Here is a 23,865-nt window from a genome sequence, read left to right as displayed (position 1 = left end):
GCGCCGCAAGCACGTCGTGCCGAGGAGAACACCGATGGTGAAGTCGAGACTCCGAAGACTCGCCGTACTCGTCCTGCCGTTGGCCGCCGCTTTCGCGATCGGCCCGACCGTTCAAGGTACTGCCGCCAGCGTCCAGGCCGACGGCCTGCCGCTCTGTGTTGCCAATCGCTGCCCCAAGTAACACACAACGAACGGCCGGGTGTCACGTCCCTGTGACGCCCGGCCGTTCGTGCCCGTATCGGCGTCACCCGCATCGCCACGTAACGTCCCATTCCGGGGACTTGGTGAGCCGGGACACGGTTGCATCCGCCGCACCGACCACGCACCATGGTGGCGGGCCGGGTCCGCGACGACTCCAGGGATCACACCGTTGGAAAGCAACGATCAGACACCTTCGGTCGAGGTCGTCGGGGCCGGCGACACCGCGCCCTCCGCGCGGGAGCGCAGGCCGGCGTCCGCCGTGCTCGCCCAGCGGTGGCGCACCCTCGGTCTCGTCGTTGCCATCGGCCTGATCACGGTGACGGTCCCGCCGGCCATCGTGCCGGACCGCAAGCCCGCCGGAGCGGCGGGCGACATGATGCCCACGGGGGCCAGCCCGGCTTCCGTCACGGCCTGGACGACCGCCGGCGCGTCGCCGTCGGCGACCACCGGCCCGTCGGCGACTTCGGTGCCGACCGGCAGTCCGAAGCCGTCCGCGCCGCCCACCGGCCCTCCCCGGACGTCGCCGGCGACGTCGGTCTCCGCGCGAAAGCCGCCGTCGAGCACGACCAGCTGCACCGCGTCCACCACGTTCGCCGACGTGGTTGTCCAGGTCTGCTGGGTCTGGGAATACCTGGGCACCGGCTCGACGTGGCGGCCGCGGCAGTTGCGGCTTTCGACGACGGATGTCGGCCGGCGCGTGAGCATCCACGTCATGACGAACGACACGGACAGCCCGGTCGACATCTACCTGGGCGTGCACGGCGGCGGCACGATCTGGGACGTGCCGAGCTCGTACAACTGGGACTTCACGGCCGCCCAGTCCACCACGACCCTGGTGGCCCGCCGCCTCGCCAACCACACGACCGAGTGCTTCGCGCGGTTCCGGCACCAGCCCAGCGGGGTGGCCCTGGTCAGCGTGACAGGTTCGTGCTGACGCTTCGCCCGGCGGCGTGTCCCTCAGCTCGGCTCCCTCACTCGACTGCGTCGAGGAAACCGACGAGCGACTCGCGGTACTGTTCGGGCTGGTTGCCCGCGATGGCGTGGCCCGCCCCCGGCACCGCGACGAGCTTCGCCCCGGGCAGCGTGCGGCGATACTCCTCGGCCGTCTCCGGCGGGACGAAGTCGCACTCGCCACGCAGGATCAAGGCGGGCACGTGGACCTTCCGCAGTGCCGGGCGCGGGTCGGGGATGTGGGCGAAGTCGGCGACGGTGAGCTGGTTGCTGTAGAAGCCTTGGTGGTTGTCGTGTACGCGGGCCGGCTGGCTGCCCGGGCAGCCGGTGGCGTCCTTGCCCAGCACGCCCACGCGGTGCAGGAGTTCGTCGGCCTCGTCGTCGCCCATGAACGCGTGGGCGGCGTTGGGGTTCACCTGCTGCAGCAGCGCCTCCACGATGATGCGGGGGCTCGAGAGCAGCTCATCGTGCTGCTCACGTTGCGACGGGGTCATGCGCGTCCACGGATCGCCGGCGTCGCCGCCCGGGTCGGCGCCCGGCCAGATGGGGCCCGGTCCGGTGAACGCGACCGCGCGCACGTTGGCCGGGTGCTGGGCCAGATACTGCGCGGCGAGCGAGGCGCCCCAGGACTGGCCGACGAGGACCATCCGGTCGACGCCGAGCAGGGCGCGGATCGCCTCGAGGTCGGCGACGTGCCGCGCGACGGTGTACCCGGTCACGTCCTGCAGCCGGGTGGAGCGACCCGCGCCCAGCTGGTCGTAGGCGTACACGTCGAACCCGGCCGCGGTCAGGGCCTCCGTCACCGCCGGAAGGCCTTCGCCCGGGGTACCGGGGCCGCCGTGCAGAAACACCACCGGCCCGCGATGCACGGTCGCGGTCGCGGGGGCGTGGACGTAGGCGATGCGTGAGCCGGTCGGCAGCGACCAGAACCGCACCCCCGCGGGCGTGGCGCCCGCCGCCGGGTGCGGGCCGGCCGGCAACACGATGACCGCCGCGAGGCCGAGCCAGGCGACGGCGGCAAGCGCAGCCACCCAGGTCCGGGACCGCGCGGGAAGCAGGAACCTGGTGGCGGCGCGCGACAGCCCGTAGGCGGACCCGGCGAGCGCGAGCGCGCCCGCTCCGAGAAACAGCGGCAACGAGTCGGTGACCGCCGCGGTGGCGAACACGACGGCCAGCGCGGCGACCGGTGGCAGCGCGATGACGAGAAGGGCGAGCAGGACGCCGGCGATCCGGCGGGCGAAGATCGGCATGCTATCCAGTTTGTGGGCCGGCCGGCCGCCGAGCGTCCTCAATCAGCACGGTCCTCACCGGCCGGGACCCCGCCGCACGGCGGGGGTCGGGCTCCCCAGGGCCGCCCTCAGGCCACCCCTGGGCGGACCAGGCCGGTCTCGTATGCGGCGATGGTCGCCTGGACCCGGTCGCGGACGGCGAGCTTGCCCAGGACCACGGCGACGTGGTCCTTCACGGTGGCGGGGCTGATGCCGAGGTCGGCGGCGATCTCCGCGTTGGACAGCCCCCGCGCCACGCGTGTGAGGACCTGCGTCTCGCGAGGCGTGAGTTGCTCCAGCCGCTGCGCGGCGCCCGGGCCCGGTCCGGTCGCGAAGTGCTGGATGAGCCGGCTGGTGATACCCGGGTCGAGCAGCGCTTCGCCGGCGGCGACGACCCGGACCGCGTCGACGACCCGCTCCGGCTCGGCATCCTTGAGCATGAAACCGGCGGCGCCGGCGCGCAGAGCGGCGAAGACGTACTCGTCCAGGCCGAAGGTGGTGAGCACGACGACGCGGGTGCGCGGATGCCGGACGCTGACCTCGGCGGCGACGGCCAGGCCGTCGACGCGTGGCATGCGGACGTCGAGCACGGCCACGTCGGGCGCGGTGGCGGCGATGAGGGCAAGCGCTTCGGCGCCGTCGGCGGCCTGCCCGACGACCGTCATGTCGGCCTCGGCGTCCAGGATGGCGGCGATTCCGGCTCGCACGACACTCTGGTCGTCGGCGACCAGCACCCGGATCAGCGCAGAGTCAACGGCAGCCACACTCGCACCGTACCGCCTTGCCCGTCCACCGACACCGCGCCTCCGCCCGCGTCGACCAGCCGCCTGGCCCGCGCGACGCCCCCGTCGGCGCCGGCGGCCCTCATCAGCACACTGCGGCGACCGCGGTCACCGGCCGGTGGCCGGCGCACCGTCACCTCGAGCGCGTCGGGCAGGTAGCTCATGGTCACGGCCGACCCGTCGGCCAGCAGGGCGGCGACCGCCTCCTGCGCCGTGAGGGCGACCGAGTCCGGAAGATGATGTGGTTCTCCGAGCACGCGGACGGTCGAGCGGCGCGCGGCGGCGACGGCGCGGATGCCGAGCAGGCCGGGCGGCGGCTCCGGCGGCTCCTCGACGGTGACCAGGTGCCGCAGCGCGTGCAGGCCGTCGCGGGCCTCGCGATGCACGGCCTCCAGGTCGCCGCGCCGCCGAGCCTCGAGCACCGCCACCACATGCCGCCGGACACGTACCTGCAGCCCCGAGACGATCCGCCGTCGTTCGTGGTGCGCCGCTGAGTCCGCGGCGACGGCTGTATCGCGCCGGCGCTCCTCGGCCCGCCGGTCCTGGCGGAGCCGGCGCACGCGGGCCAGCCGTCCGGCCGCCCACACCGGCCCGAGAAGCACCGCCAGAATCGCGGCGAGCACCGCGGCGGCGGCCGGGCGGGGCCCGGTGATGCCGTGGCCGGCGGCGAGTGCCGCGCCGCCGAGCGCCGCCACCGCCAGCGGCGCGGGCCAACCCCGCCCGGCGCGGTGCGCGCCGACCGCGTACACCAGCGCCACCTCGACCCACCAGGTCCACAGAAACGCCTCGGCCGGGTCGAGCGGGATCCACCCGGCGCTGGTGCATCCGGTCAGTGCGGCTGAAACCACGCAGGCCGCGGCCAGCGCCGCCGCCGGCGCGAGCCGCCGCCCCGCCAGCGGCAAGGCGTGCAGCACCAGCAGCACCAGCAGCGCGCCGGCCGGGCCGGGCCGGGCGAGCAGGTCCATGTCGTCGGGGCCCGGCAGCAGGACAAGGCCGGCAGACAGTCCGAACGCCAGCACCGCCATGGCGCGGTCCCGGGCGGCGGCACCGCCCCGGTGCGCCGGCCAGCCGCCCGCCGCGGCGTCCTTGGGCAGCGGCAGCTCCGCCCGGACCCGCCACCCGCCGCCGGCGCGCGGCCCGGCGTCGAAGCGGCCGCCCGCTGCCTCGACGAGCGCCCGCAGGCCGGTGAGGCCCTGGCCGGTGCCCACGTCACGACTCGCTGCGGCGCCGCCGTCGTCATCGACGACCACCCGCACATCGCCCACACCCTCGTCGATCTCGACCTCGAGCCGCGCTCCGGCGGCGTACCGCGCCGCGTTGGTCAGCGCCTCGCGGACCACCCGGTGGGCCAGCGCGGCCACCGGTGCCGGCACGTCGGCGACGGTGCAGCGCAGCACAGTGCCGGGACGCTCGGCACACAGCCGCCGGACGTCCTCCAGCGTCGGGTCGGCCACCTGCGCCGCCGCGATGTCGTCGAGTTCGGCGAGGGCCTGCCCGCCCGCCACCTCGGCGTGCGCCAGCGCCTCGGCCTGCAGCCTGCGATCGGCCAGTCGCCGCGCCGCGGCCACGGACACCACGACCCCGGTCAGCCGGTGTGCCACGACGTCGTGCAGGTCCGCCGCGAGCCGCCGGCGTTCCGCCGCCGCCGCGAACGCCGGCAGCGTCGCCGCCGCGGTGCGTGCCGCGGCCGCGGCCCGGCGATCGGCCAGGCCGCGGCGGCGGCGCCGCCCGACCGCCCACACCCCGGCCGCGACGGCCCCGACGACCAGGGCCACACCGGCCGCGTCGCGGACCGACCCACCGCGGGCGGCGGCCACCACGCCGGCCGCCACAGCCACGGCGAGCGCGCCGACCACCGCGACCCCCGCGGTGCGCCGCACGCTGAGCGAGTAGAGCGCGACCGCGACCGCCGCCGGTCCGGCCGGGGCATCGGCGGCGACGGACCAGCCCAGCGCTGTGACGACGACCGTCGCGGCCAGCACCGCCTCGGGTGCGCGCTGACGGTACGCCAGCGCACCGCCCACGACCGCGCAGACCACCGCGACCGGCAGCAGCCGCGCCTGCGGCACCTCCTGGCCGGACCACCACGGCACCAGTGGCCACCACAGCGCCTGCAGCACCAGCAGTCCGAGCGGCACCGCCACCGCTGACCGGGCCGGCCTGTCGAGCTCCACGGCATTGAGGCTACGCGGTACCCCAGTGCCGGAAGCCGATCCGGCGCTCATGCGGTATCGCGGGGAATCTTCCCTGGACACTGCATAAGGTCACTGACCGGCCGGTTTTTGCCGCCGCACGTGGTCGTCCGTCCGGCGGGGCGTCAGGAAGTGCTGCGGAGGTGGGGCGGGGGTCGGACGGTGGAACGGGAAGGCCAGGGTGGCGCGGATGGTGGTGCCGGTAAGCAGCATGACGAGCCGGTCGACGCCGATGCCGAGGCCGCCGGTCGGTGGCATGGCGTACTCGAGGGCGGTGAGGAATGCCTCGTCGAGCTGCATGGCCTCAGGGTCGCCGGCGGCGGCCTTCAGCGATTGGGCGGTGAGGCGGGCGCGTTGCTCGGTGGGGTCGATGAGCTCGGAGTAGGCGGTGGCCAGTTCCATGCCGTAGGCGACGAGGTCCCATCGTTCGGCGACGCGGGGGTCGTCGCGGTGCGCGCGGGTCAGCGGTGAGGTCTCGGTCGGGAAGTCGAGGTAGAAGGTGGGGTACGTGGTCTGCTTCTCGACGAGCGCCTCGTAGAGCTCCAGGACGAGCTCGCCGGCGGTGGCGTCGGCCGGCGCGTGGATGCCGTGGCCGGTGCAGATGGTCCGCAGGTCCCGGGCCGGGGTGTCGGGCGTCAGGTCGGTGCCGCAGGCCCGGCTGACCGCGGCGTGGACGGTCACGACCGGCCAGGGGTCCGTCAGGTCGACCAGATGCGTGGTGCCGGTGTCATCCGGGCGCAGGGCGCAGGGGGTGCCGTGGACCGCGGTGGCGACCTCGAGGATCAGGCTCCTGGTGAGTTCGCGCATGGTGTGGTAGTCGGCGTAGGCCTGGTAGGCCTCGACGGAAGTGAACTCCGGATTGTGGGTGGCATCGGCGCCCTCGTTACGGAAGTTCCGGTTGAGCTCGAACACCTTCTCCATGCCGGCCACGCAGAGGCGCTTGAGGTGCAGTTCGGGGGCGATGCGCAGATAGAGGTCCATGTCGTAGGCGTTGATGTGGGTGCGGAACGGCCGGGCGGTCGCGCCGCCGTGAACCGGTTGCAGCATGGGGGTCTCGACCTCGGTGAATCCGCGGGCCGCGAAGCCGTCGCGCAGGGCCTTGACCGCGGTGCTGCGCCTGCGCAGGACCAGCATCGCGTCGGTGTTGACGAGGAGGTCGAGGTGGCGCTGGCTGACGCGGGCCTCGGGGTCGGTGAATCCGGCGTGCTGGTCGGGCAGCGGCCGCAGGCACTTGGCGGCCATCGTCCACGCCCCGACCAGGATCGACAGCTCGCCCCGCCGGGAGGTGACCACCTCGCCGGTGACGCTGACGTGGTCGCCCAGGTCGACCGTGGTCTTCCACCACCGCCTGGCCTCGGCCGGGGTCGTGTCGGCGGTGAGCATGGCCTGCAGGATCGCGCCGGTTCCGTCCTGCAGCACGCCGAACGTGACCCCGCCAAGGTCGCGCAGCGCCCGCACCCGGCCGGTCACCGCGACGCGGACGCCGGTGCGGTGGTCGGGGCCGAGGCCGGCGTGCGCCTGCCGGACGTCGGCCAGCGTCGCGGTCCGGGGAACGGTCACGGGGTAGGGCTGGTGGCCGGCACGGGCGAGTCGTTCGGCCTTGGCCAGGCGGGCACGCTGCTGCTCGGCGACGCGGCGCTGCGGCCGGGCGGAAGACAGCAGCTCCTGCTCCTGCTGGCGTACGGCGACCGGGAACGCGACGGTCCCGCCGGTCTCCAGCGGGATCTGCTCGTGATCCTGGACGCGCACAGCGGGGTTGAAGGCCGGCAGGAATCCCTCGGCCATCCCGGCGGCGAGGGCGGCCCGGGTCAGCGTCAGGGAGGAGTCGTAGCACAGGAACCGCGGCAGCCAGGCGGGCAGGTACTTGGCGTTGGCCCGATAGAGCGACTCGAGCTGCCAGAACCGTGACGCCACCGAGAGAGCGGTGTCGGTGAGGCGGACGACCGGGCCGGCGCCGACGCGGTCGGCCGAGCTGAACACCGCCCGGAACATGGCGAAGTTCAGTGAGATCTGCCGCACGCGCAGTTCACGGCATACCTCGATCAGGCCGGCGATCATGAATTCGTTGATGCCGTTCTCGGCCGTGCGGTCGGCCCGCATGAGATCGAGCGAGAGGCCGTACGCACCCCACGGTACGAACGACAACAGCCCGCGGACGCGGCCGCCGGCGTCCCGGGCGATCACCATGACGCACCGCTCGTCGGCGGGGTCGCCGAGCCGCCCGAGGGCCATGGAGAAGCCGCGCTCGGGCGCGTCGCCGCGCCACGCCTCGGCCACGCGGACGATGTCGGCGAGCGTGCCGGCGTCGAGGGAGCCGTGCCGCTGGACCGCGACCGTGTAGCCCGCGCGGCGGACCCGGGTGACCGCCTGCCGGACCGGCCGCATTGTCCGGCCGTCCAGGCTGAAGTCGGCGACGGTGAGGATCGCCTCGTCGCCGAGGCTGAGCGCCTTCAACCCGGCCGCGACGTAGGCCCCGGCACCGGCCTCGCTGGCCGAGAGCACGGCTGGGAACCAGGCGTACCTGCGCGCCTCGGCCAGCCACGCCTCGATCGCGGCCGGCCAGGAGGCGACGTGACCGATCGGGTCGGCGCTGGCCAGGCTGACGGAGGCGACGACGCGGTAGGTGATCGCGGCCCGCCCGTCGGGCGAGAAGACGACGGACTTGTCGCGCCGGGTGCCGAAGTACCCCAGCGAGTCCCACTCGCCGTGCTCCAGCAGCAGCCGCCGGATTCGCAGTTCGTCGCCGGCGCCGAGAAACTGCTTGGCCCGCGCCGAGCGCAGGAACACTCCAACCGCCGCGAACAGGGCGGCCGCCGAGGCCGTGCCGGACAGCACCGCGATCCAATGGTGCCCGCGATGACCGTGCAGGCCGGCCTTGTCCTCGGGCGCGGTCAGCCCGAACGCCGATCGGGTGGCCCAGACCAGCGACTCGCCGAGGCCGCGCAGCGTATGCGGGAACAGCTCGGTCAACCCGAGTGCGAGCAGCCAGGACAACGCCAGCCCGGCGGCGAGGACGGCCAGCGCGGTTCGGCGGCTGCCGGGTGCCAGCCGGGCCGGGAAACGACCGCGGGCGCGCCACAGCAGCACGACCAGGACCACGCCGATCGGGAACGACGCCGCGATCAGCACGACCTCCCACTTGTGCGGGCGATCCGATGCCGTCAGGCCGTCCCAGTCGACCGACAGGAAGGCGATGGCCACCGCGTCGAGCAGCGTGACCAGCGCCTGGTACGCCACCAGCAGGATCAGCGCGACCCGTAGACGGCGGCGCAGCGCGCTGCCCAGCAACAGCAGCGCGGCCGCGATGAACACGTTCGGCGCGACCGGCAGATTGAGCAGACTGAAGGCGTCGTCGACCCGCCACACCCACGCGGAGTGTCGCAGGGGCAGGCTGACCACCACCCACAGACCCGCGACGGTCACAACCCGCCCGGCCCACGCCGCCACCTGATCCGGCCACTGGCCGGCAGGCCCGGCGGCCGATGCCACGGGCGGCGCGGTATCGCGTGTGAGCATCACGAGGGTATCTTCACACGCCCAGGCTCGCGGCAAGCTGGGTATCACCAGTGGTGCGCGCCGCGGCGGCTGCTGGATGTCGTACGTCATCCTCCACAAAGGACGCGATGGCGTCGATCAGTCGATCAGTGGGGCGGCCTTCTTCCACTCGAAGGCGAGGTCGACCGGCGTACCGACGGCAACCCCCTCGCCGGGCGCGACAACCACCTGGACGGTCGTACCGTCCGGAAGTCGCACGTCGTGCAGGACGCCGCCGGGCTGGTACTCAACGGCGCGGACGACGCCACGGTGGACGCCGTCGTCGATGCCCGCCCCCGGGCCGGTTTCCACCATCCGGATCGCGTCCGGCCGTATCGCGACCGCGACCACCGGCACCCCGGTGTCGGACCGGGTGTCCATCTCGATCACGTCGCCGAACCCGGTGCGCAGGTGGTGTCCGTCCGGTGCTACCGGGATGACGTTGGCCAACCCCAGGAACTCGGCCGTGTACCGGTGACGGGGCCGGTTGAACACGTCGATCGGGGTGCCGGTCTCGACCACCCGTCCGGAGTCCATCACCGCGATCCGGTCGCCGAGCGCGAGCGCCTCGGTGTGGTCGTGCGTGACGTACACACCGGTAAGGCCGAGTTCCCGCTGCAGCCGCTTGAGCTGCCCGCGCAACTGGACACGGATACGATGGTCCAGGCTGCTCAGCGGCTCGTCCAGCAGCATGACGGTGGGTCTGGTGACGAGCGCCCGGGCCAGCGCGACCCGCTGCTGCTGACCGCCGGAAAGCTGCTTGGGCTTGCGGCCGGCGAAGTCGGCGAGCCCGACCAGCGCGAGGGCGTCGTCGACCCGCTGCTGGCGCTCCACGCGCGGCACTCGCCGCATGCGCAGCCCGAACCCGACGTTGTCCCGCACCGACATGGTCGGGAACAATGCCCAGGTCTGGAACACCATGGGAATGTTGCGTCTGTGGGTCGGCACGGCTGTGAGGTCGCGGCCGTCCAGCCGGACGCTCCCGGCGTCCGGCTGGAGCAGGCCGGCCAGCACGCGCAGCAGGGTCGTCTTGCCGCATCCGCTGGGCCCGAGCAGTACGAGCATCTCGCCACGCGGCAGCGCCAGGTCGACGCCGGTCACGCCGCCGCCGGTGGGGTACTGCTTGCTGATACCCGAGATGGTCAGGTAGTCGGCTCCGGTCATTGGCGTCTCCGTTCGGCGCCGCCCGCGAGGTGACCGAGACCGCCCAGCCGCCCGAGGACCAGGGCGGCGGCGATGCCCACGACGACGAGGATCGTGGAAATGGCGGCCACGGTCGGATCGGCGTTGTTCTCCAGGTACTGGAAGAGGGTGATCGGCAGCGTCGTCTGACCCGGCGAAGACAGGAACAGCGAGATCGACACATTGTCGAACGAGAAGATGAAGAGAAAGACCGCCGCGCTGCCGATCGCGGGCAGCATGCTGGGCAGCGTGACGGTGAGGAACGCCCGCATCCGGGAGGCGCCGAGCGTGGCCGCTGCGGCCTCGAGGTTCGAATCGACCGCGGCAAGGCCCGCGACCAGCACCTGGAGTGCGATCGGCAGGCCGACCAGCACGTGCCCCAGCACGAGCCCGACCAGGCTGTTCGACAGCGACAACTGGCTGAGCATGATGAGCAGGCCGAGCGCCAGCAGGATGTCCGGCGTGACGAGCGGCATGGCCATGGCCAGCTGGACGGTCCGCTGAACTCGCCCGCTCCCCCGAGTGAGCGCGACCGCCGCGGGAACCGTGATGAGCAGGCCCACCACCACCACGATGAGCGCGATCTGGAGGCTGAGCGCGAGCGAGGTCCGGAAGCTCGGATACGCGAACGCCTCGCTGAACCAGCGCAGCGAGAATCCCTCCGGCGGGAACAGCAGGTACGGGTCCGGGTTCAGCGCCGCGAAGGCCACGACCACCAGGGGCAGGAGCAGCAGCACGGTGATCACCAGGGTGAACACCGAGACCTTCTGCCGCTCTTCGCGGGCGGCACGTCGCTGCGGGGTTTCCGCAGTGGTGGCCATCAGCGGGGCCCCGACGTGTCACGGCTGCCGAAGTGCGTGCCGAGCATGATGGGGATGACCAGGACGACGACCAGGACCACGGCGAACGCGGAGGCGGTCGCCCAGAGCTGGGACTGGCTCACCGACGTGTAGATCATCTGGGGCACGGTGTTCACCCGGCCGCCGCCCATCATCGCCGGCACGACGAACGTGCCCGCCGCCGCCGCGAAGGTCAGTACCCCGCCGGCGACCAGACCCGGCACGGCGATCGGGAGGAGCACCCGAACCAGCACCGACAACCTGCCCGCGCCGAGCGTCCGCGCCGCCTCCAGCTGTGAGGTGTCCAGCCTGGACAGGCTCGCGTACACGGCCATCGCCATGAACGGGAACTGGAACATGACCAGGGCGATGACGATGCCGGCGAACGAGTAGTCGAGGCCGAGCGGCGAGTCGATCAGGTCGGCTCGCAGCAGCAGGTGGTCCACCGAGATCAGCCCGAGTTGCAGACCGAAGATCCGTACCACGCCGTTGACGAGCAGCGGCGTGAGCAGCAGCGCGAGCTGGAGCCGGCGCAGCCCTGGCCGCACGGTGAGCTGGTACGCGTAGACCAGACCGATCGCGCCGGTGATGACCGTGGTCAGCACCGCGATGAGCAACGTGTTGGTCAGCGCCTTGACGTACAACTCGTCGGAGAAGAAGGAGATGTAGTGGCTGAACGTGAAGCCACCCGAGTCCACGTCGTTGCTCTTGGCCAGGCTGGTACGCAGCACGGTGATCGCCGGGTAGAGGAACATGAACGCGGTGAACAGCAGCAGCGGGGCGGCGAGCAGCCAGCCGCCCTGCGCGTTGCGGGCGCCGCTGTCCGCCGGCTCGGCGGCCCGACGGGTCGGCGGAGTGACCGTCACCTGCCGAAGATCCTCTGCCAGCGGGTCGTCCACTCGGTGATGTTGTCGCCGAACTCGTACCAGTCGATCGGCCACAGGCGGTCGGCGATCTGCGGGGTCTCGACCAGGTTGGTCGCGACGTCCGCGGGCAGCGTCACGGTCGTGGAGCCCGGTGCCGCCTTGCCCTCCCTCGCCCATTGGACCTGGGTCTCGTCCTTGAGCATGTAGTTGATGAAGTCGTACGCCTGGTCCTTGTGCTTGGCGGCGGCGGGGATCGTGAGGTTCTGCACGCTCCAGGTCGAACCTTCCGCCGGCACCACGGTCTCGACGCCCCGGCCTTTCAGCGCGATGCCCTGGTCGGCGATGGTGACGATCGCCGCGACGCTGCCGGCGGCCAGCTTGCTGACGCCGTCGGTGCTGGTGGTGAAGAGGAACTGGACGCTGTCTTTGAGCCGCTCCAGGGCCGCCCAGCCGGCCTCGTAGTCGGTCGGGCCGTTGCCGAACAGCCGGGCTCCGATGAAGACGAGGAAAAGGCCGCCGATGGACGGCGCGTTCTGCAGCGCGACCTGACCCTTGAGCTCGGAGCGCCAGAGGTCCTTCCAGGAGGTGATCTTGAACGGGACCTTGTCCGTCTTGTAGAGGATTCCGGACGCGGTGTAGCTGATCGGGACGGCGCTGACCTTGCCGTCCTTGGTCTGCCCTTCGGCAAGCCGCTTGACGATCGAGCCCCACTTCTCGATGCGGGACGTGTCGATGGGTTCGAGCACGCCGCTATTCAGGCCGCGGGCCGCCTCGCTGCCGATCAGCCACGCGAGGTCGTACTGCCCGGGCTTCTGCCGCAGCAGGGGCACGGTGTCGCTGCCGGGGTCGTTGAGCACCTCCACGCCGGTGGCGGCGGTGAACCCGGGAGCGACCTTCCGCAGGGCGGTTTCCCAGACGCCACCCCAGCATCGGGCCACGATGCGGGGGTTGCCGGCGGCCTTGGGGGATTCCCCGCCGCACGCGGCCAGCAGTGTGCCCGCGCCGAAGCCCAGGCCCAAGGAGAGCAGACCGCGCCGACTGCACGTTGTTCCCATGACTCCTCCTGCGGTTGGCAGTGCGCACCAACTCCCATTCACCAGGTTCGAACTGATACCACACTTGCGGAGTTTCAACCATCTTCTGGTATCGATTGCCGGACCCGCATCGTCTGGTAGTGCCGACACGTCCCGACGTTTGTCGGGGCTGCTTCTCGCCCTTACCGGCACCCGGTCACCAGCCCGTCAGGCCCCCGGGGACGTGCGATTACCCCTGCGCGCCGACGTTTCATTCCCGGACACGCTGAAGGCGGTTCAGGCAATCCCCTGAACCGCCTTCAGCGTGTCCGGCGAGGTCAGCAGCCGGAGCCGGCGCCTACACGCCGACGCTCAGGTGCGTGGCGAGTTCGGCGACGGAGGCTGACGGCGTGCCTCTGATGCGGCGCAGCACGTCGCTGAGTACCTCGTGGGCCAGCGGCCGGCAGCGGATCTCGGACGGGGCGTGCCGGTCGCCCTCCAGCAGCATCTCGCTGGCCACGTCGATGTCGCCGATCAGCACCCGGGCGCGGGCCTGGTTGAGGAAGTGCTGCGCCCGGCGCTCCGGCAGCAGTGCGTTGAACCCTTCGAGATCCAGCCGTTCATGTACCTCCACCGCCATTCGGGCCTCGCCGAGCTCGAAGGCCGCGGCGGCACGGTACAGCTGCACGTTCGTCGGCCCAAAGCTGGTCCGGTAGTGGTTGTGGTCGCCGCCCAAGGCCAGCGCCGCCTCCTGCGCGCTGCCCAGCAGGTCATGGACGGTGCTGCTGTCACCGATCCGCGCCGCGGTAAGGGCGGCCTGCAGCAGCAGGAGGCCGTAGACCGACAGGCGCTCGGGCGAGCAGTCGTTGCCGTTGGCACCGGGTGCGAGCCGGTTGGCGACATTGAGGTTGATCTCCAGCGCGGGCCGCGCCCGCCCGAGCGACAACAGCGCCATCGAGACCCGCGTGGTGGCCACACCGGCCAGCAGCTGGTCGCCGGCCCGCCGCGACACTGTGACCGAACGGTCCGCGGCGATCCAGGACAGCTCGTGGTCGCCGAGCTTGCGCAGCACCGCCGCGGAGATCTGGTAGACCTGCCCGAGCAGGTGGGCGGCCTCCCTCGCGTTCGGGCCGTCGCTGTAGGCGGTGTCGGCGGCCTGCGCCTCCCGCAGCAGGCGGGGCAGGGTCCGGGCGAGCGCGCCGTACTTCGCGTGCTGGAAGGACAGCCAGGCGTGGGTGACCGCCTTGCGCATCTCGCTCAGTGGCAGCGGCTCCGGCGGGGCGTAGAAGAAGGCGCTGACCTGGTCGTAGCGCTCCAGAGCCGCGCGGATCTCCTCGACCTCGACCTGGTCGACGCCGTTGGGGTTCTCGGGACGGCGCTCCGAGTCCTTGCCGAGCAGGATCTGCACGTCGAGCTGCAGCACATCGGCGATCTCGTGCACGACGGAGAACTTGTCGAGCCGGCGCACCCCGCGCTCCACCTTGTCGACCCAGCTCTTCGATTTACCGAGCCGATCGGCGAAGACCTGCTGTGACATCTTCCGCCGGTTCCGCCAGTACGCCACGCGCCGGCCGATGGGCAGCTCATCCACGTCGCTCACCTCCGGAGCTCACCCCGCCCAGCCGGCACCGCACGTGCTGCGCGAACACTGGATGTTCCTGACGCTGCCCAACAAGCACCATCCCTGCACGAACATCACGCACAGGCATCTTGAGGCACCTAACGTAGCCGCAACATTGCTCCACGTCGACCCCTGTCACACCCAAGGAGTACTCACAACTGGAACACCCACTGCACAGCCATCGCGTGCCAGTCACTTAATTGATCATGCCAACGTCATCCGGTTCAGTACCGGAAGCCGGCCACCAGCGTGTTGAGTTCGCTGGACATGCGGGCGAGCTCGCCGGTGGCCCGCCGCGTGTCCGCGACACCCTGACTGGTGTCGATCGCGCCCTGGGCCACGGCGGTGATGCTCCGGGCGATCTCATTGGTACCGCTGGCCGCCTCGCTGACGCTGCGGCTCATCTCCCCCGTGGTCGCGGTCTGCTCCTCGACCGCGGAGGCGATGGTCGTCTGGTAGTCGCTGATCCGGCCGATCACCTGGGAGATCCGCTCGATCGCGGCCACCGCGCCGGTCGTGTCGCCCTGGATGGCCTCGATCCGGCGAGAGATGTCCTCCGTCGCCCGGGCGGTCTCCTGGGCAAGGTCCTTGACCTCGGAGGCGACGACGGCGAACCCTTTGCCGGCGTCGCCGGCCCGAGCCGCCTCGATGGTGGCGTTGAGCGCGAGCAGGTTCGTCTGCTCGGCGATGGCCGTGATCACCTTGACCACGTTGCCGATCTCGGCGCTCGACTCACCGAGTTTGTTCATCGTCTCGGAGGTCTCGGTCGTGATGCTGACGGCCTCGACAGCGACCCGGGCGGCCTCCGCCGCGTTCTGCGAGATCTCGCGGATCGAGGCACCCATCTCCTCACTGCCGGCCGACACCGTGTCGACGCTGCGGGAGACCTGCTCGGCGGCGGCCGAGACCGTCTGCGCCTGGCTCGAGGCCGTCTCCGCGGAGTTGGCGATCTGCACCGCGGTGCTGCTCATCTCCTCCGCGGCAGTGGCCAGCGAGGAGGCTGAGCCGTCGATCGTGCGGACCGTCTGGCGGAGGTTTTCGATCGCGGTGTCCAGCGCACGCGCCATCTGGCCCGTCTCGTCGCGGGAGGTCACGCCACTGACCACGGTGAGGTTGTTGGCGACCAGCGCCTCGCAGACGGCCTTGACCCTGTTCAGGGACCGGACGATCCGGCGGGCGACGAGGATACCGAGAAACAGTGCCAGCACCGCACCGACGACCATGACGATGACCATCACGAGCCGGCCGTTCTTGTACCCGGCGGCGGCCGCCGCGGCGTTCTTCGCACCGTCGGCGGTCTCCGCGGCGTCCAGCTCCGCCAGCTCGCCGTCGATCCTCGTCAGGATGGGTGTGGTCTTCTCGTCGCGGATCTTGGCCCAGCCCGCGTAGTCGTTGCGGGAACCGGCGGGCAGCATCTCGTTCCGCACGATGGTCGCGTACTGTTCCCAGTCGCTCTGCAGCGTGTTGGTCGTGTTCCGGTCGCCGGCCGGAAGACTGGCCCGATACGCCGTCATCGCCTGGTCGAACGCTTGCGCCTGCGTGGCGAACAGGTCGGAGAACTTGGTGACGTCCGCGTCGTTCCTCGAGATCGCCTGGTTCGCGGCCGCCTGGCGAGCCTGGTAGACCGCCGACTTGATCTGTCCAAGGGCCTTGATGCTGGCCACGTTGCTGCTGGAGATGAGCTCCGCGGACTGACTGCTGTCCCGCAGCTTCAGCACACCGACGACCCCGACCACCACGGAGACCGCCACCGCGGTGAAGACGGCGATGACAATCTTCAGGTTGATGCTGAGGTCTTCGAACGAACGTCGCCGCGCCGAAGGCGGTGCACCGTGAGCTGCCATGTCCATGCCCATTTCCGTCGAGCTCACTCGGACTGGCGAGCTGCCCATCGCAACTATCACCCCCACAGGTGGGCAAATACCGGCGAATCGGAGAATCACTGGCAAACCGGTGCCCGCCGAGGTAGCGGGCCTCTGGCCGGTCAGCGGATCGGTACCCGCAGACTGACGATGCCCGCATCGGTGGCCACCGCGATCTGCGAACCACCGCAGAGCGCGACCGCCCGGATCTCGCTGGACACATCTATCGACATCACATCCGAGATCGACAATGTGAGCGGATCGTCCGGGCGCTCTGCGGCGTCTACCGTCGCCTGCCGTATGTGCAGCATGTGGTCGTCGCCGCCCGACACGATGACGGTTCGGCCGTCGAGCCGGCCCACCGCGACGGCCCGGACGGGCTTGATGTGGCCGTTGAACGGCTCGCCGACCGGGTCCCCGGTGGCCGCATCCCATATTCGGACCGTCTCGTTGTCGCCGCCGGAGACGACGACGGTGTGGCCGCCGACGTCGCCGACGGCTACCGACCACACGGTTCCATGGTGGCGGACGAGGAGTCGGCGCAGCGGGGCGCCAGTGGCCGCGTCCCAGAGCCGGACGGTGGCGTCGTCGCCGCCGGACGCGACGATCGTCCGGTCGCCGAGCGGTCCGATCGCCACGGTGCGCACCTGGTCGAGGCGGCCGGCCAGCGGTTTCCCGATGGGAGTGCCGGTGGCCGCATTCCAGAGCCGCACGGTCCGGTCGTCGCCGCCGGAGACGACGATGGTCCGGGAGCCGAGCCGCCCTACCGCCACCGCGCGCACCTGCCCGGCGTGGCCGGTGGCCCAGGAACCGACCTGGGTCCGCGTGGCCGCGTCCCAGATCTGGATCATGCCGAGCGTGGTGCAGGAGGCGATGACCGGGCGGCCTTCGATCTGCCCCGCCGCGACCTCGTGCACCGCGCCCGCATGCTTGGTCAGCGGGTCACCGATCGGGGTCCCCGTCGCGGCATCCCACAGCCGCACGGTGCGGTCGTAGCTGGCGGACGCGACGAAGGTGCGGCCGTCGACCTGTCCGGCGGTCAGCGACCACACCTGCTCGGTGTGGCCGGTGAACGGATTGCCCAGCGGCGCGCCGGTGGCGTGGTCCCAGACGCGCACGGTGCGGTCGATGCCGCCGGATGCCACGATCGTGCGGCCGTCCGCACGGCCGACGGCGACCGAGAGCACGGCCCCGGTGTGGCCGGTGAGGGGATCGCCGATCGCGGTGCGGGTGGTGGCGTCCCACCGCCGCGTCGTCTTGTCATCGCTGCCGGAGACGATGACGGTGCGGCCGTCGACGTGGGCGATGGCGATCGATCGCACCGATCCGGTGTGGCCCGTGAGTTGGCCGGCGATTGCGGTACGGGTGCGGACGTCCCAGAGCCGAATCGTGCGGTCGGCACCGCCCGCGACGACCACTGTGCGGTGGTCGATCCGGCCGATGGCGACCGCCAGCACCGATCCGGCGTGGCCCCCGATCACGGTTCCGATGCCGGTGTCGGCGTCCCAGAGCCATACGTTGTTGTCGTCGCCCCCGGAGACGATGATGTCCCGGCCGTCGATCTGCCCGAGCGCCACCGACCGCACCCAGCCGAGCCGGCCCGTCAAGGGGTCGCCGACCTGGGCACGGGTGGTGGCGTCCCAGAGCCGTATGGTTCGGTCGGCGCCGCCGGAGACGATCAACGTGCGGCCTCCGGCTCGCCCGATCGCGACCGCCGAAACGGGTTCGGTATGGCCGGTGAGCGGATCGCCGAGCGAGGCGCCGGTGGCGGCGTCCCAGATCCGCACGGTGTGGTCGGCGCCGCCCGAGACCAGGACAGTGCGGTCGCCGACCTGCCCGACCGCCACTGCCTGGACCCAGCTGGTGTGGCCGGCGAGTGGGGATCGGACCGCGGTGCCGACGAGGGCATCCCAGATCCGGACCGTGGCATCGTCACTGCCGGAGATGACGACCGCGCGCCCGCGTTCCTGGGCTATGGCCACCGCATTCACGGACGCGGTGTGGCCGGTGAACGGGTCGCCGACCGGGGCGCTGGTGGTGGCGTCCCAGATCCGGACCGTGCGGTCGGCGCTGCCCGACATGAGCACCGCCCGCCCGTCCACCTGCCCCATCGCCACGGACCACACCCGGGTGGTATGGCCGGTGAACGGGTCACCGATCTGGACTCCGGTGACCGCGTCCCAGACTCGTACCGTGGCATCGTCGCTGCCGGAGACGATGACGCTGTGCCCGTCGAGCTGCCCGACCGCCACCGCGAGCACCTCGTTGATGTGGCCGGTGAGCGGCCCACCGATCGGCGCCCCGGTCGTCGCGTCCCACCGCCGGACCGTGTCGTCGTCGCTGCCGGCGACGATGATGGCGCGCCCGCCGGCCTGGCCGAGGGCCACCGCGTTCACGCCCTTGGAGTGGCCGGCGAGCGGGTTGCCGATCGGGGTTCCCGTGCTCGCGTCCCAGACCCGCACCCGGGCGTCCTCGGCACCGGAGACGATGACGGCGCGTCCGCCGATCCGGCCGAGCACCACCGACCACACCGGGCCGGCGTGGCCGGTGAGCGGGCCACCGATCGGGGCGCCGGTGGCGGCGTCCCAGATCCGCACGGTGTGGTCGGCGCCGCCGGAGACGATGATGGTACGGCCGTCGAGCCGCCCCACCGCCACCGACGATACGGACTTGGTGTGGCCGGTGAGCGGGGCGCCGATCGGGGCGCCCGCACCAGCGTCCCAGATGCGCACAGTGCGGTCGGCGCCGCCGGAGACGATGATGGTACGGCCGTCGAGCCGCCCCACCGCCACCGACGTCACGGTGTCGGCGTGGCCCCGCAGCGGCTTGCCGATCGGGGCGCCGGAGGCGGCATCCCAGATGCGCACCACACGGTCGCTGCCGGCCGAGACGATCACGGTGCGCCCCTCCAGCTGCGCCACCGCGACCGCGTTGACACTCGCGGTGTGGCCGGTCGCGATGTGATGCGGGATCCGCAGGCGCCAGGACGCCCAGTCAGTGCTCCAGGCGAGGGGGAGGTCGCCGGCGGCGATGGCGTCGGCAAGACGCGGTGCCCGTGCGCAGCGGGCGGCGAGCTGGAGATACGCGGGCCGCAGGGGCGCATCGGCGTTGCGTAAGCGGGGCACGGCCCGGCGGTAGGCGTCGGCGGCGGCCCGCGAGTCCGGCCCGGTCGCGGCCGGCAGCGCGAGCAGCAGCGGGCCCGGGTCGGCGCTGAGCAGGAAGCGCGGGTCGGTGAGCAGGGCGTCCAGGGCCAGGGTGCCGATCGCGTGGGTGGCCAGGTGGGTACGGGTGTACGGGTGCGCGCGGGACCAGTCGGGATGCCCGTCGGCGCGGCGGGGGCAGTGGGCGGCCAACAGGCCCGTGATGCGGCTGGCGTCGTCGGCCGGGTCGGCACGGTCCGCACGGAGGTGCTCGGCGAGGGCCTCGTGGTACAGCCGGTAGGTGGAGCGGCGGCCGCCTTCGGTGGTGGCCTCGGTGATGTAGTAGCCGGCAGTGTCGATGAGCCAGTCGATGTCGGCGTCGGTGTAGCGGCGCCCGGACAGGGCGGAGGCCAGGGCGGGCCAGAGGTCTTCCCAGGGCAGGCCGCTGCCGCGCGAGTAGGCCAGCGGCAGCAGCAGGTCGCGGGCGCGCCCGGCGTCGGCGCCGAGGCGCTGGTCGAGGTCGTTGCGCATGGCGGCGTCGGCGGCAGTGGGCAGCGCGGCTCGCCAGGCCGGGTCGTGCGGGTCGGCGAACTCCCGGCGCAGGGCGAGGCTGCGGGCGGTGATGAGTGCGACGAGGAACGATCGGCCCGCCGCGCCGGCGATGGCATCGGCGACGGTGTCGAGCAGGGCGGTGGGCTGGTGCCGGTACGGCGAGTCGTCGGCGAGCTCGACCAGGCAGGCTCGCGCGTAGTGGCTGATGCTGGGCCGGTCGGCGTACTGCTCCAGGTCCAGGTCCAGGACCAGCGCCGCCCGGCCGAACGCCGGGAGCAGGTGCCGGCGGGTGCCCAGCAGCAGGCGCAGCGGGGTCCGCGCCGCCGCGGCGATCAGCGGCGCCAGGACCGTGTCCACGAGCGGGAAGAATCCCTGGCCGTCGTGGTCCTGCCCGCCGGCCGCCTCATCGACCGCGTCGATGATCACCGTGCGCGGGCGGCCCGCGGCGCGGACCGCGGCCAGCAGTGCGCCCGGGCTCGTGGTCGCCGGCACGTCGCACGCCTCGCAGAGGGCGGCCATCACCTCGTCGGGGGTGCGGCCGCGGGCGTGGATGAACCGGTCGATGCCGCCGGCTGGCGGCAGGGTGGACTCGGGCAGCGTGTGCAGGCCGGGCACCCGACCGCGCAGGCGGGCGTCGGCGAGCACGAACAGGCGGGCCAGCAGCGCGGACTTTCCCGAGCCTGGGTCACCGGTGACGATCAGCGCGGACGGCTCCCGGCTCCGCAGCCATCCGCACGCCTCGGCCAGGGCGGCGTGCCGGCCGGTGAACAGCCAGCGGTCCTCCGCCGGCTCCGCGCTGTCCAGGCCGCGAGCCCGCGGCAGGGCGTGGTCCCGCTCGTCTGCCCGGCGGTCCGCGCGCAGCCGGCGCAGCGCCTGGGTCCGCAGGTCCAGATCACGCAGCCACCGGTCCAGCCGCGGGTTGGGCAGGAACTCGGTCACGCCCTCGCCGGTCAGGAAGAGGCGGGCGTGCTGGTACTGCGGGGTGGCGGCGTTGACGATGCCGACGATGCCGTCCAGGGCGAGAAACTCCGGCTCGTGCCCGCCGCTGGCCCGGTGCCCGACGGCCTCGGCGAACGCCCGGCTGAACTCGCTCGCCCCGGCCCGCTCGTACGGCCGCGCGGCCACCACCACCGCGACCTGCGGCGCCGTGGCCAGCCCCTTGAGCCGGTTGACGAAGTCGATGCCGCCGCCGAGCAGCGCCGCGCCGGCCGCCGCGGCGTAGCACGCATCAAGGATGATCAGGAGGCGCTGGACCGCCGCCCCCGACAGCACGCGGCCGGTCAGGTCCGCCGCCCGCAGCGCAGTGAACGCGACGTCGGCCGTGGTGTCGGCCATCGGCAACAGCAGCTCCCCGTCGGCGAGCGTGCCGTGGCCCGTATGGTAGACGACCACTACGTCCTCGGCGGCCCGCTCGGCGCCGGTCAGGAACCCCCGAAACCGAGCCAGGAAGGCATCGGCGCCGAGGCCCGGGCCGAACCCGGGCACCTCCTCATACCCGAGCGAGGCGAACAGCGCCGCCATCCGGGTCGCTTCGCCGGCGAGCTCCGGCCGGTCCTCGAACCCGGACTCGACCCGGTAGTGGGTCGCGGCGGAGCCGATGAACCAGCGCCTCACCGACCCAGACCCGCCATGATGCCGGCGCCGGTCTCCTTGGCGGTCAGGTACCGGGTGACGTCATGGAACTTCCAGCCGTTGTTGATCTCGACGTCGGTGATGCCGCCGAAGCGTGGGGCGAGCCGCTTGACCAGGGCGACGAAGTCGAGCCGGTCGGCCACGTTGGTCCAGGACCGCACACCGCCCGGCCACGTCGCCCGCCAGGCGTCGCCGACTCGCGACGGGGCCGGGATCAGCCGGTCGAAGATCACATTGCGGATGCCCAGCGGCGAGCCGAGGGTCACCAGCCCGCGCACCGGCCAGGCCGGGTTGGCGCACAGGCCCTCGTAGGCCACTACCGAACCGAGCGAGTGCGCCACGACGACTTCGGTGTCGGTTCCGATCACCTCGGCGAGGCGCCGCCGCACCGCCGCGCGCACCTCGATGTCGGTGAAGTACGCCCGGACCTGGCGCAGCAGCCAGATCAGCAGCCGCTCGCTCGCCCCGGCCAGCAGCCGCGAGCCGGCCAGCGCCGCGAGCGCCGCCTGAACGCTCGCGGCGGCGCCGAGCGATCGGGTGTCGGGCGGGATGACCGCCGGATCGACCGCGGCGGCCGCCCGCCACCACTCCAGCAGCAGCTCGGTCTCGCCGTCGCCCGGCACGTCGGAGGCGTCCAGGGTCTCGACGTCGTCGTCGCCGAGGTACCGGCCGGGCGGGCGAAAGAGATCACCGTAGAAGACGGCCTCGATGTCATCCGCCGACAGCAGGCCGGCGCCGCCCGCCAGCCGGACTCCGGACAGCAGCGCGGGCACCCACTCGGCCGCCTCGACGTCCGCGCCTTTGTACGTCTGCAAGATGCCGTGCACGAGCACAACCCGGGCCACCGCGACTCCCGCCAGAGACTTTCCCCAACATCACCGAAGACGACTTCACCACGATCGACGCACGAACGGCAACACCGGGTCAGGGCTGGGAGACGATGCGGTGGCGAGCCATCCGGCGTCGAAGTGCTCGTAGCCGGATGCCCCATGCGCCGGGCGCTTGACCTTGACGTGGGCGTCAGTCTTTACGTTCGGGTCCCATGACGACAACCATGCAGTTCGACGGCAAGGCTGTGATCGTGACCGGCGCGGGTACCGGTATCGGGCGCGCGACCGCGCGAGCCTTCGCCGAACAGGGCGCCCAGGTGCTCATCGTGGGACGCACCGCGTCCCGGCTCGCCGAGACCGCGCAGGGGCTGCCGGGCATCCGCCCGCTCGCGGCCGACATCACCGGCTCCGGCAGTCCGGAGATGATCGTGCGGACCGCGGTGGAGGAATTCGGCCGAATCGACGTGTTGGTGAACAACGCCGCCATCGTCCGGCAAGCCGTGCACGGCGACATCAGCCGCGACGTCGCCGTCGAGATGACGGCCACCAACCTGCTCGCGCCGATCTATCTCACCCAGGCCGCCCTGCCCCAGCTGGCCGCGGCCGGCGGCGTAGTGGTCAACATCAGCACCTCCATCGGTCAGCGAGGCTGGCCGATGCCTGGCAGCGAGCTGTACGCGGCGTTGAAGACCGCGCTGGAGTCACTCACCCGCAGCTGGGCCGTGCAGTTCGCACCACGCGGAGTTCGCGTGGCAGCCGTGGCGCCGGGCCCGATCGCGACGCCCATCGCCCAGCACCAGGGACTGACCCGCGAGCAGATCGATGCGACACGCGAGGCTCTGATCGCGCACGTCCCGCTCGGACGGATCGGCCGGCCTGACGAGGTGGCCTTCTGGGTCACCCAGCTGGCCCGCCCGGAAGCCGCCTACACCACTGGCCTGGTGATCCCGGTGGACGGCGGAGCGGTCGTCGGCTGACCCTCGGCCGGGTAGCCTGCCCATGTGCGAATCGGCGAGTTGGCGCGGGCCACCGGTGTCTCCACGAGGGCGTTGCGGTTCTACGAGCAGCAAGGGCTGTTGCGGTCCCGCCGCACGTCCAACGGGTATCGCGCCTACGGTGAGGAAGCGGTGACGCGGGTCAGGAACATCCGCTACCTGCTGGCTGCCGGTCTCACCCTGGAGGACGTCGCGCATTTCTGGCCTTGCCTGGACGGCGACGTGCCCGGCACCACCACGCCCGATCCGGCGCTGGTCGCGATCGCCCGGCGCCGGCTCGCCGTGCTCGACGAACGCATCCAGGCACTCGTCCAAGTACGCGACCACCTGGCCACCGAACTGGAGGGCAAGGCCGTGCCGGTCGCCGTTCGCTGACAGCCGGGCCGCGACATCGTCGCACCAGGT

Annotated in this window: 16 protein-coding genes; 3 read left to right on the top strand and 13 right to left on the bottom strand. The window is 72.2% G+C overall.

From position 1 onward, the window contains the following. Positions 1-384: 384 nt before the first annotated feature. Positions 385-906, bottom strand: coding sequence for a hypothetical protein (locus ACQPY0_RS22870; protein ID WP_432992112.1), 522 nt, complete (start codon positions 904-906; stop codon positions 385-387). 7 nt (positions 907-913) lie between these two features. On the opposite strand from ACQPY0_RS22870, the gene ACQPY0_RS22865 reads away from it, so the two are divergent. Beyond that, the gene (locus ACQPY0_RS22865; protein WP_432992109.1) at positions 914-1,135 is read left to right on the top strand and encodes a hypothetical protein; all 222 of its coding nucleotides are present in this window, start codon (positions 914-916) and stop codon (positions 1,133-1,135) included. A gap of 37 nt (positions 1,136-1,172) precedes the next feature. Here ACQPY0_RS22865 and ACQPY0_RS22860 read toward each other — a convergent pair whose 3' ends face one another. From ACQPY0_RS22860 to ACQPY0_RS22805, 12 genes are all read right to left on the bottom strand, one after another. Next, the gene (locus ACQPY0_RS22860) at positions 1,173-2,402 is read right to left on the bottom strand and encodes an alpha/beta fold hydrolase (protein ID WP_432992106.1); all 1,230 of its coding nucleotides are present in this window, start codon (positions 2,400-2,402) and stop codon (positions 1,173-1,175) included. A 107-nt stretch (positions 2,403-2,509) separates the two neighbouring features. Next, entirely contained in the window at positions 2,510-3,184 is a 675-nt protein-coding gene (locus ACQPY0_RS22855; protein ID WP_432992103.1) for a response regulator, read from the bottom strand. After that, positions 3,160-5,376: an ATP-binding protein gene (locus ACQPY0_RS22850; RefSeq protein WP_432992100.1), complete on the bottom strand. Its 2,217-nt coding sequence runs from the start codon at positions 5,374-5,376 to the stop codon at positions 3,160-3,162. The genes ACQPY0_RS22855 and ACQPY0_RS22850 overlap by 25 nt, the downstream gene beginning before the upstream one ends. Positions 5,377-5,466: 90 nt before the next feature. Further along, a complete protein-coding gene (lysX, locus tag ACQPY0_RS22845; RefSeq protein WP_432992097.1) occupies positions 5,467-8,910 on the bottom strand; it encodes a bifunctional lysylphosphatidylglycerol synthetase/lysine--tRNA ligase LysX in 3,444 nt (1,147 codons plus the stop codon). A gap of 117 nt (positions 8,911-9,027) precedes the next feature. Beyond that, entirely contained in the window at positions 9,028-10,092 is a 1,065-nt protein-coding gene (locus tag ACQPY0_RS22840; RefSeq protein WP_432992094.1) for an ABC transporter ATP-binding protein, read from the bottom strand. Then, positions 10,089-10,931, bottom strand: a complete 843-nt coding sequence (locus ACQPY0_RS22835; RefSeq protein WP_432992091.1) for an ABC transporter permease — start codon at positions 10,929-10,931, stop codon at positions 10,089-10,091. The genes ACQPY0_RS22840 and ACQPY0_RS22835 overlap by 4 nt, the downstream gene beginning before the upstream one ends. Next, on the bottom strand, positions 10,931-11,815 hold the full coding sequence (locus tag ACQPY0_RS22830; RefSeq protein WP_432992088.1) for an ABC transporter permease: 885 nt from the start codon (positions 11,813-11,815) through the stop codon (positions 10,931-10,933). The genes ACQPY0_RS22835 and ACQPY0_RS22830 overlap by 1 nt, the downstream gene beginning before the upstream one ends. Continuing rightward, positions 11,812-12,870, bottom strand: coding sequence for an ABC transporter substrate-binding protein (locus ACQPY0_RS22825; protein WP_432992085.1), 1,059 nt, complete (start codon positions 12,868-12,870; stop codon positions 11,812-11,814). Before ACQPY0_RS22825 ends, ACQPY0_RS22830 begins: the two co-directional genes overlap by 4 nt. A gap of 316 nt (positions 12,871-13,186) precedes the next feature. Then, positions 13,187-14,419 (bottom strand): helix-turn-helix domain-containing protein, encoded by a 1,233-nt coding sequence (locus ACQPY0_RS22820; RefSeq protein WP_432992082.1) that lies wholly within the window; start codon positions 14,417-14,419, stop codon positions 13,187-13,189. A gap of 254 nt (positions 14,420-14,673) precedes the next feature. Further along, the gene (locus tag ACQPY0_RS22815; RefSeq protein WP_432992079.1) at positions 14,674-16,299 is read right to left on the bottom strand and encodes a methyl-accepting chemotaxis protein; all 1,626 of its coding nucleotides are present in this window, start codon (positions 16,297-16,299) and stop codon (positions 14,674-14,676) included. Between the two features lie 134 nt (positions 16,300-16,433). Next, complete coding sequence (locus tag ACQPY0_RS22810) at positions 16,434-21,617, bottom strand: hypothetical protein (RefSeq protein ID WP_432992076.1); 5,184 nt, start codon at positions 21,615-21,617, stop codon at positions 16,434-16,436. Next, positions 21,614-22,480, bottom strand: coding sequence for a hypothetical protein (locus tag ACQPY0_RS22805; RefSeq protein WP_432992073.1), 867 nt, complete (start codon positions 22,478-22,480; stop codon positions 21,614-21,616). Before ACQPY0_RS22805 ends, ACQPY0_RS22810 begins: the two co-directional genes overlap by 4 nt. Positions 22,481-22,677: 197 nt before the next feature. On the opposite strand from ACQPY0_RS22805, the gene ACQPY0_RS22800 reads away from it, so the two are divergent. Both ACQPY0_RS22800 and ACQPY0_RS22795 read left to right on the top strand, forming a co-directional pair. Beyond that, positions 22,678-23,442: an SDR family NAD(P)-dependent oxidoreductase gene (locus ACQPY0_RS22800; protein WP_432992070.1), complete on the top strand. Its 765-nt coding sequence runs from the start codon at positions 22,678-22,680 to the stop codon at positions 23,440-23,442. Positions 23,443-23,466: 24 nt separating this feature from the next. Continuing rightward, a complete protein-coding gene (locus ACQPY0_RS22795) occupies positions 23,467-23,835 on the top strand; it encodes a MerR family transcriptional regulator (protein WP_432992067.1) in 369 nt (122 codons plus the stop codon). The last annotated feature ends 30 nt before the right edge of the window (positions 23,836-23,865 follow it).

It is taken from the genome of Dactylosporangium sp. CA-233914 (genome assembly GCF_050942935.1).
Lineage (GTDB): Bacteria > Actinomycetota > Actinomycetes > Mycobacteriales > Micromonosporaceae > Dactylosporangium.
This window is presented reverse-complemented; position numbering and strand designations above follow the sequence as displayed.

What these genes read in the sequence shown, in the direction of transcription:
- ACQPY0_RS22870 (WP_432992112.1), bottom strand. Translation starts at nt 906, where the DNA reads ATGCTCACGCGCCGGCCGACATCCGTCGTCGAAAGCCGCAACTGCCGC.
- ACQPY0_RS22865 (WP_432992109.1), top strand. Translation starts at nt 914, where the DNA reads ATGACGAACGACACGGACAGCCCGGTCGACATCTACCTGGGCGTGCAC.
- ACQPY0_RS22860 (WP_432992106.1), bottom strand. Translation starts at nt 2,402, where the DNA reads ATGCCGATCTTCGCCCGCCGGATCGCCGGCGTCCTGCTCGCCCTTCTC.
- lysX (WP_432992097.1), bottom strand. Translation starts at nt 8,910, where the DNA reads ATGCTCACACGCGATACCGCGCCGCCCGTGGCATCGGCCGCCGGGCCT.
- ACQPY0_RS22840 (WP_432992094.1), bottom strand. Translation starts at nt 10,092, where the DNA reads ATGACCGGAGCCGACTACCTGACCATCTCGGGTATCAGCAAGCAGTAC.
- ACQPY0_RS22835 (WP_432992091.1), bottom strand. Translation starts at nt 10,931, where the DNA reads ATGGCCACCACTGCGGAAACCCCGCAGCGACGTGCCGCCCGCGAAGAG.
- ACQPY0_RS22825 (WP_432992085.1), bottom strand. Translation starts at nt 12,870, where the DNA reads ATGGGAACAACGTGCAGTCGGCGCGGTCTGCTCTCCTTGGGCCTGGGC.
- ACQPY0_RS22815 (WP_432992079.1), bottom strand. Translation starts at nt 16,299, where the DNA reads ATGGACATGGCAGCTCACGGTGCACCGCCTTCGGCGCGGCGACGTTCG.
- ACQPY0_RS22800 (WP_432992070.1), top strand. Translation starts at nt 22,678, where the DNA reads ATGACGACAACCATGCAGTTCGACGGCAAGGCTGTGATCGTGACCGGC.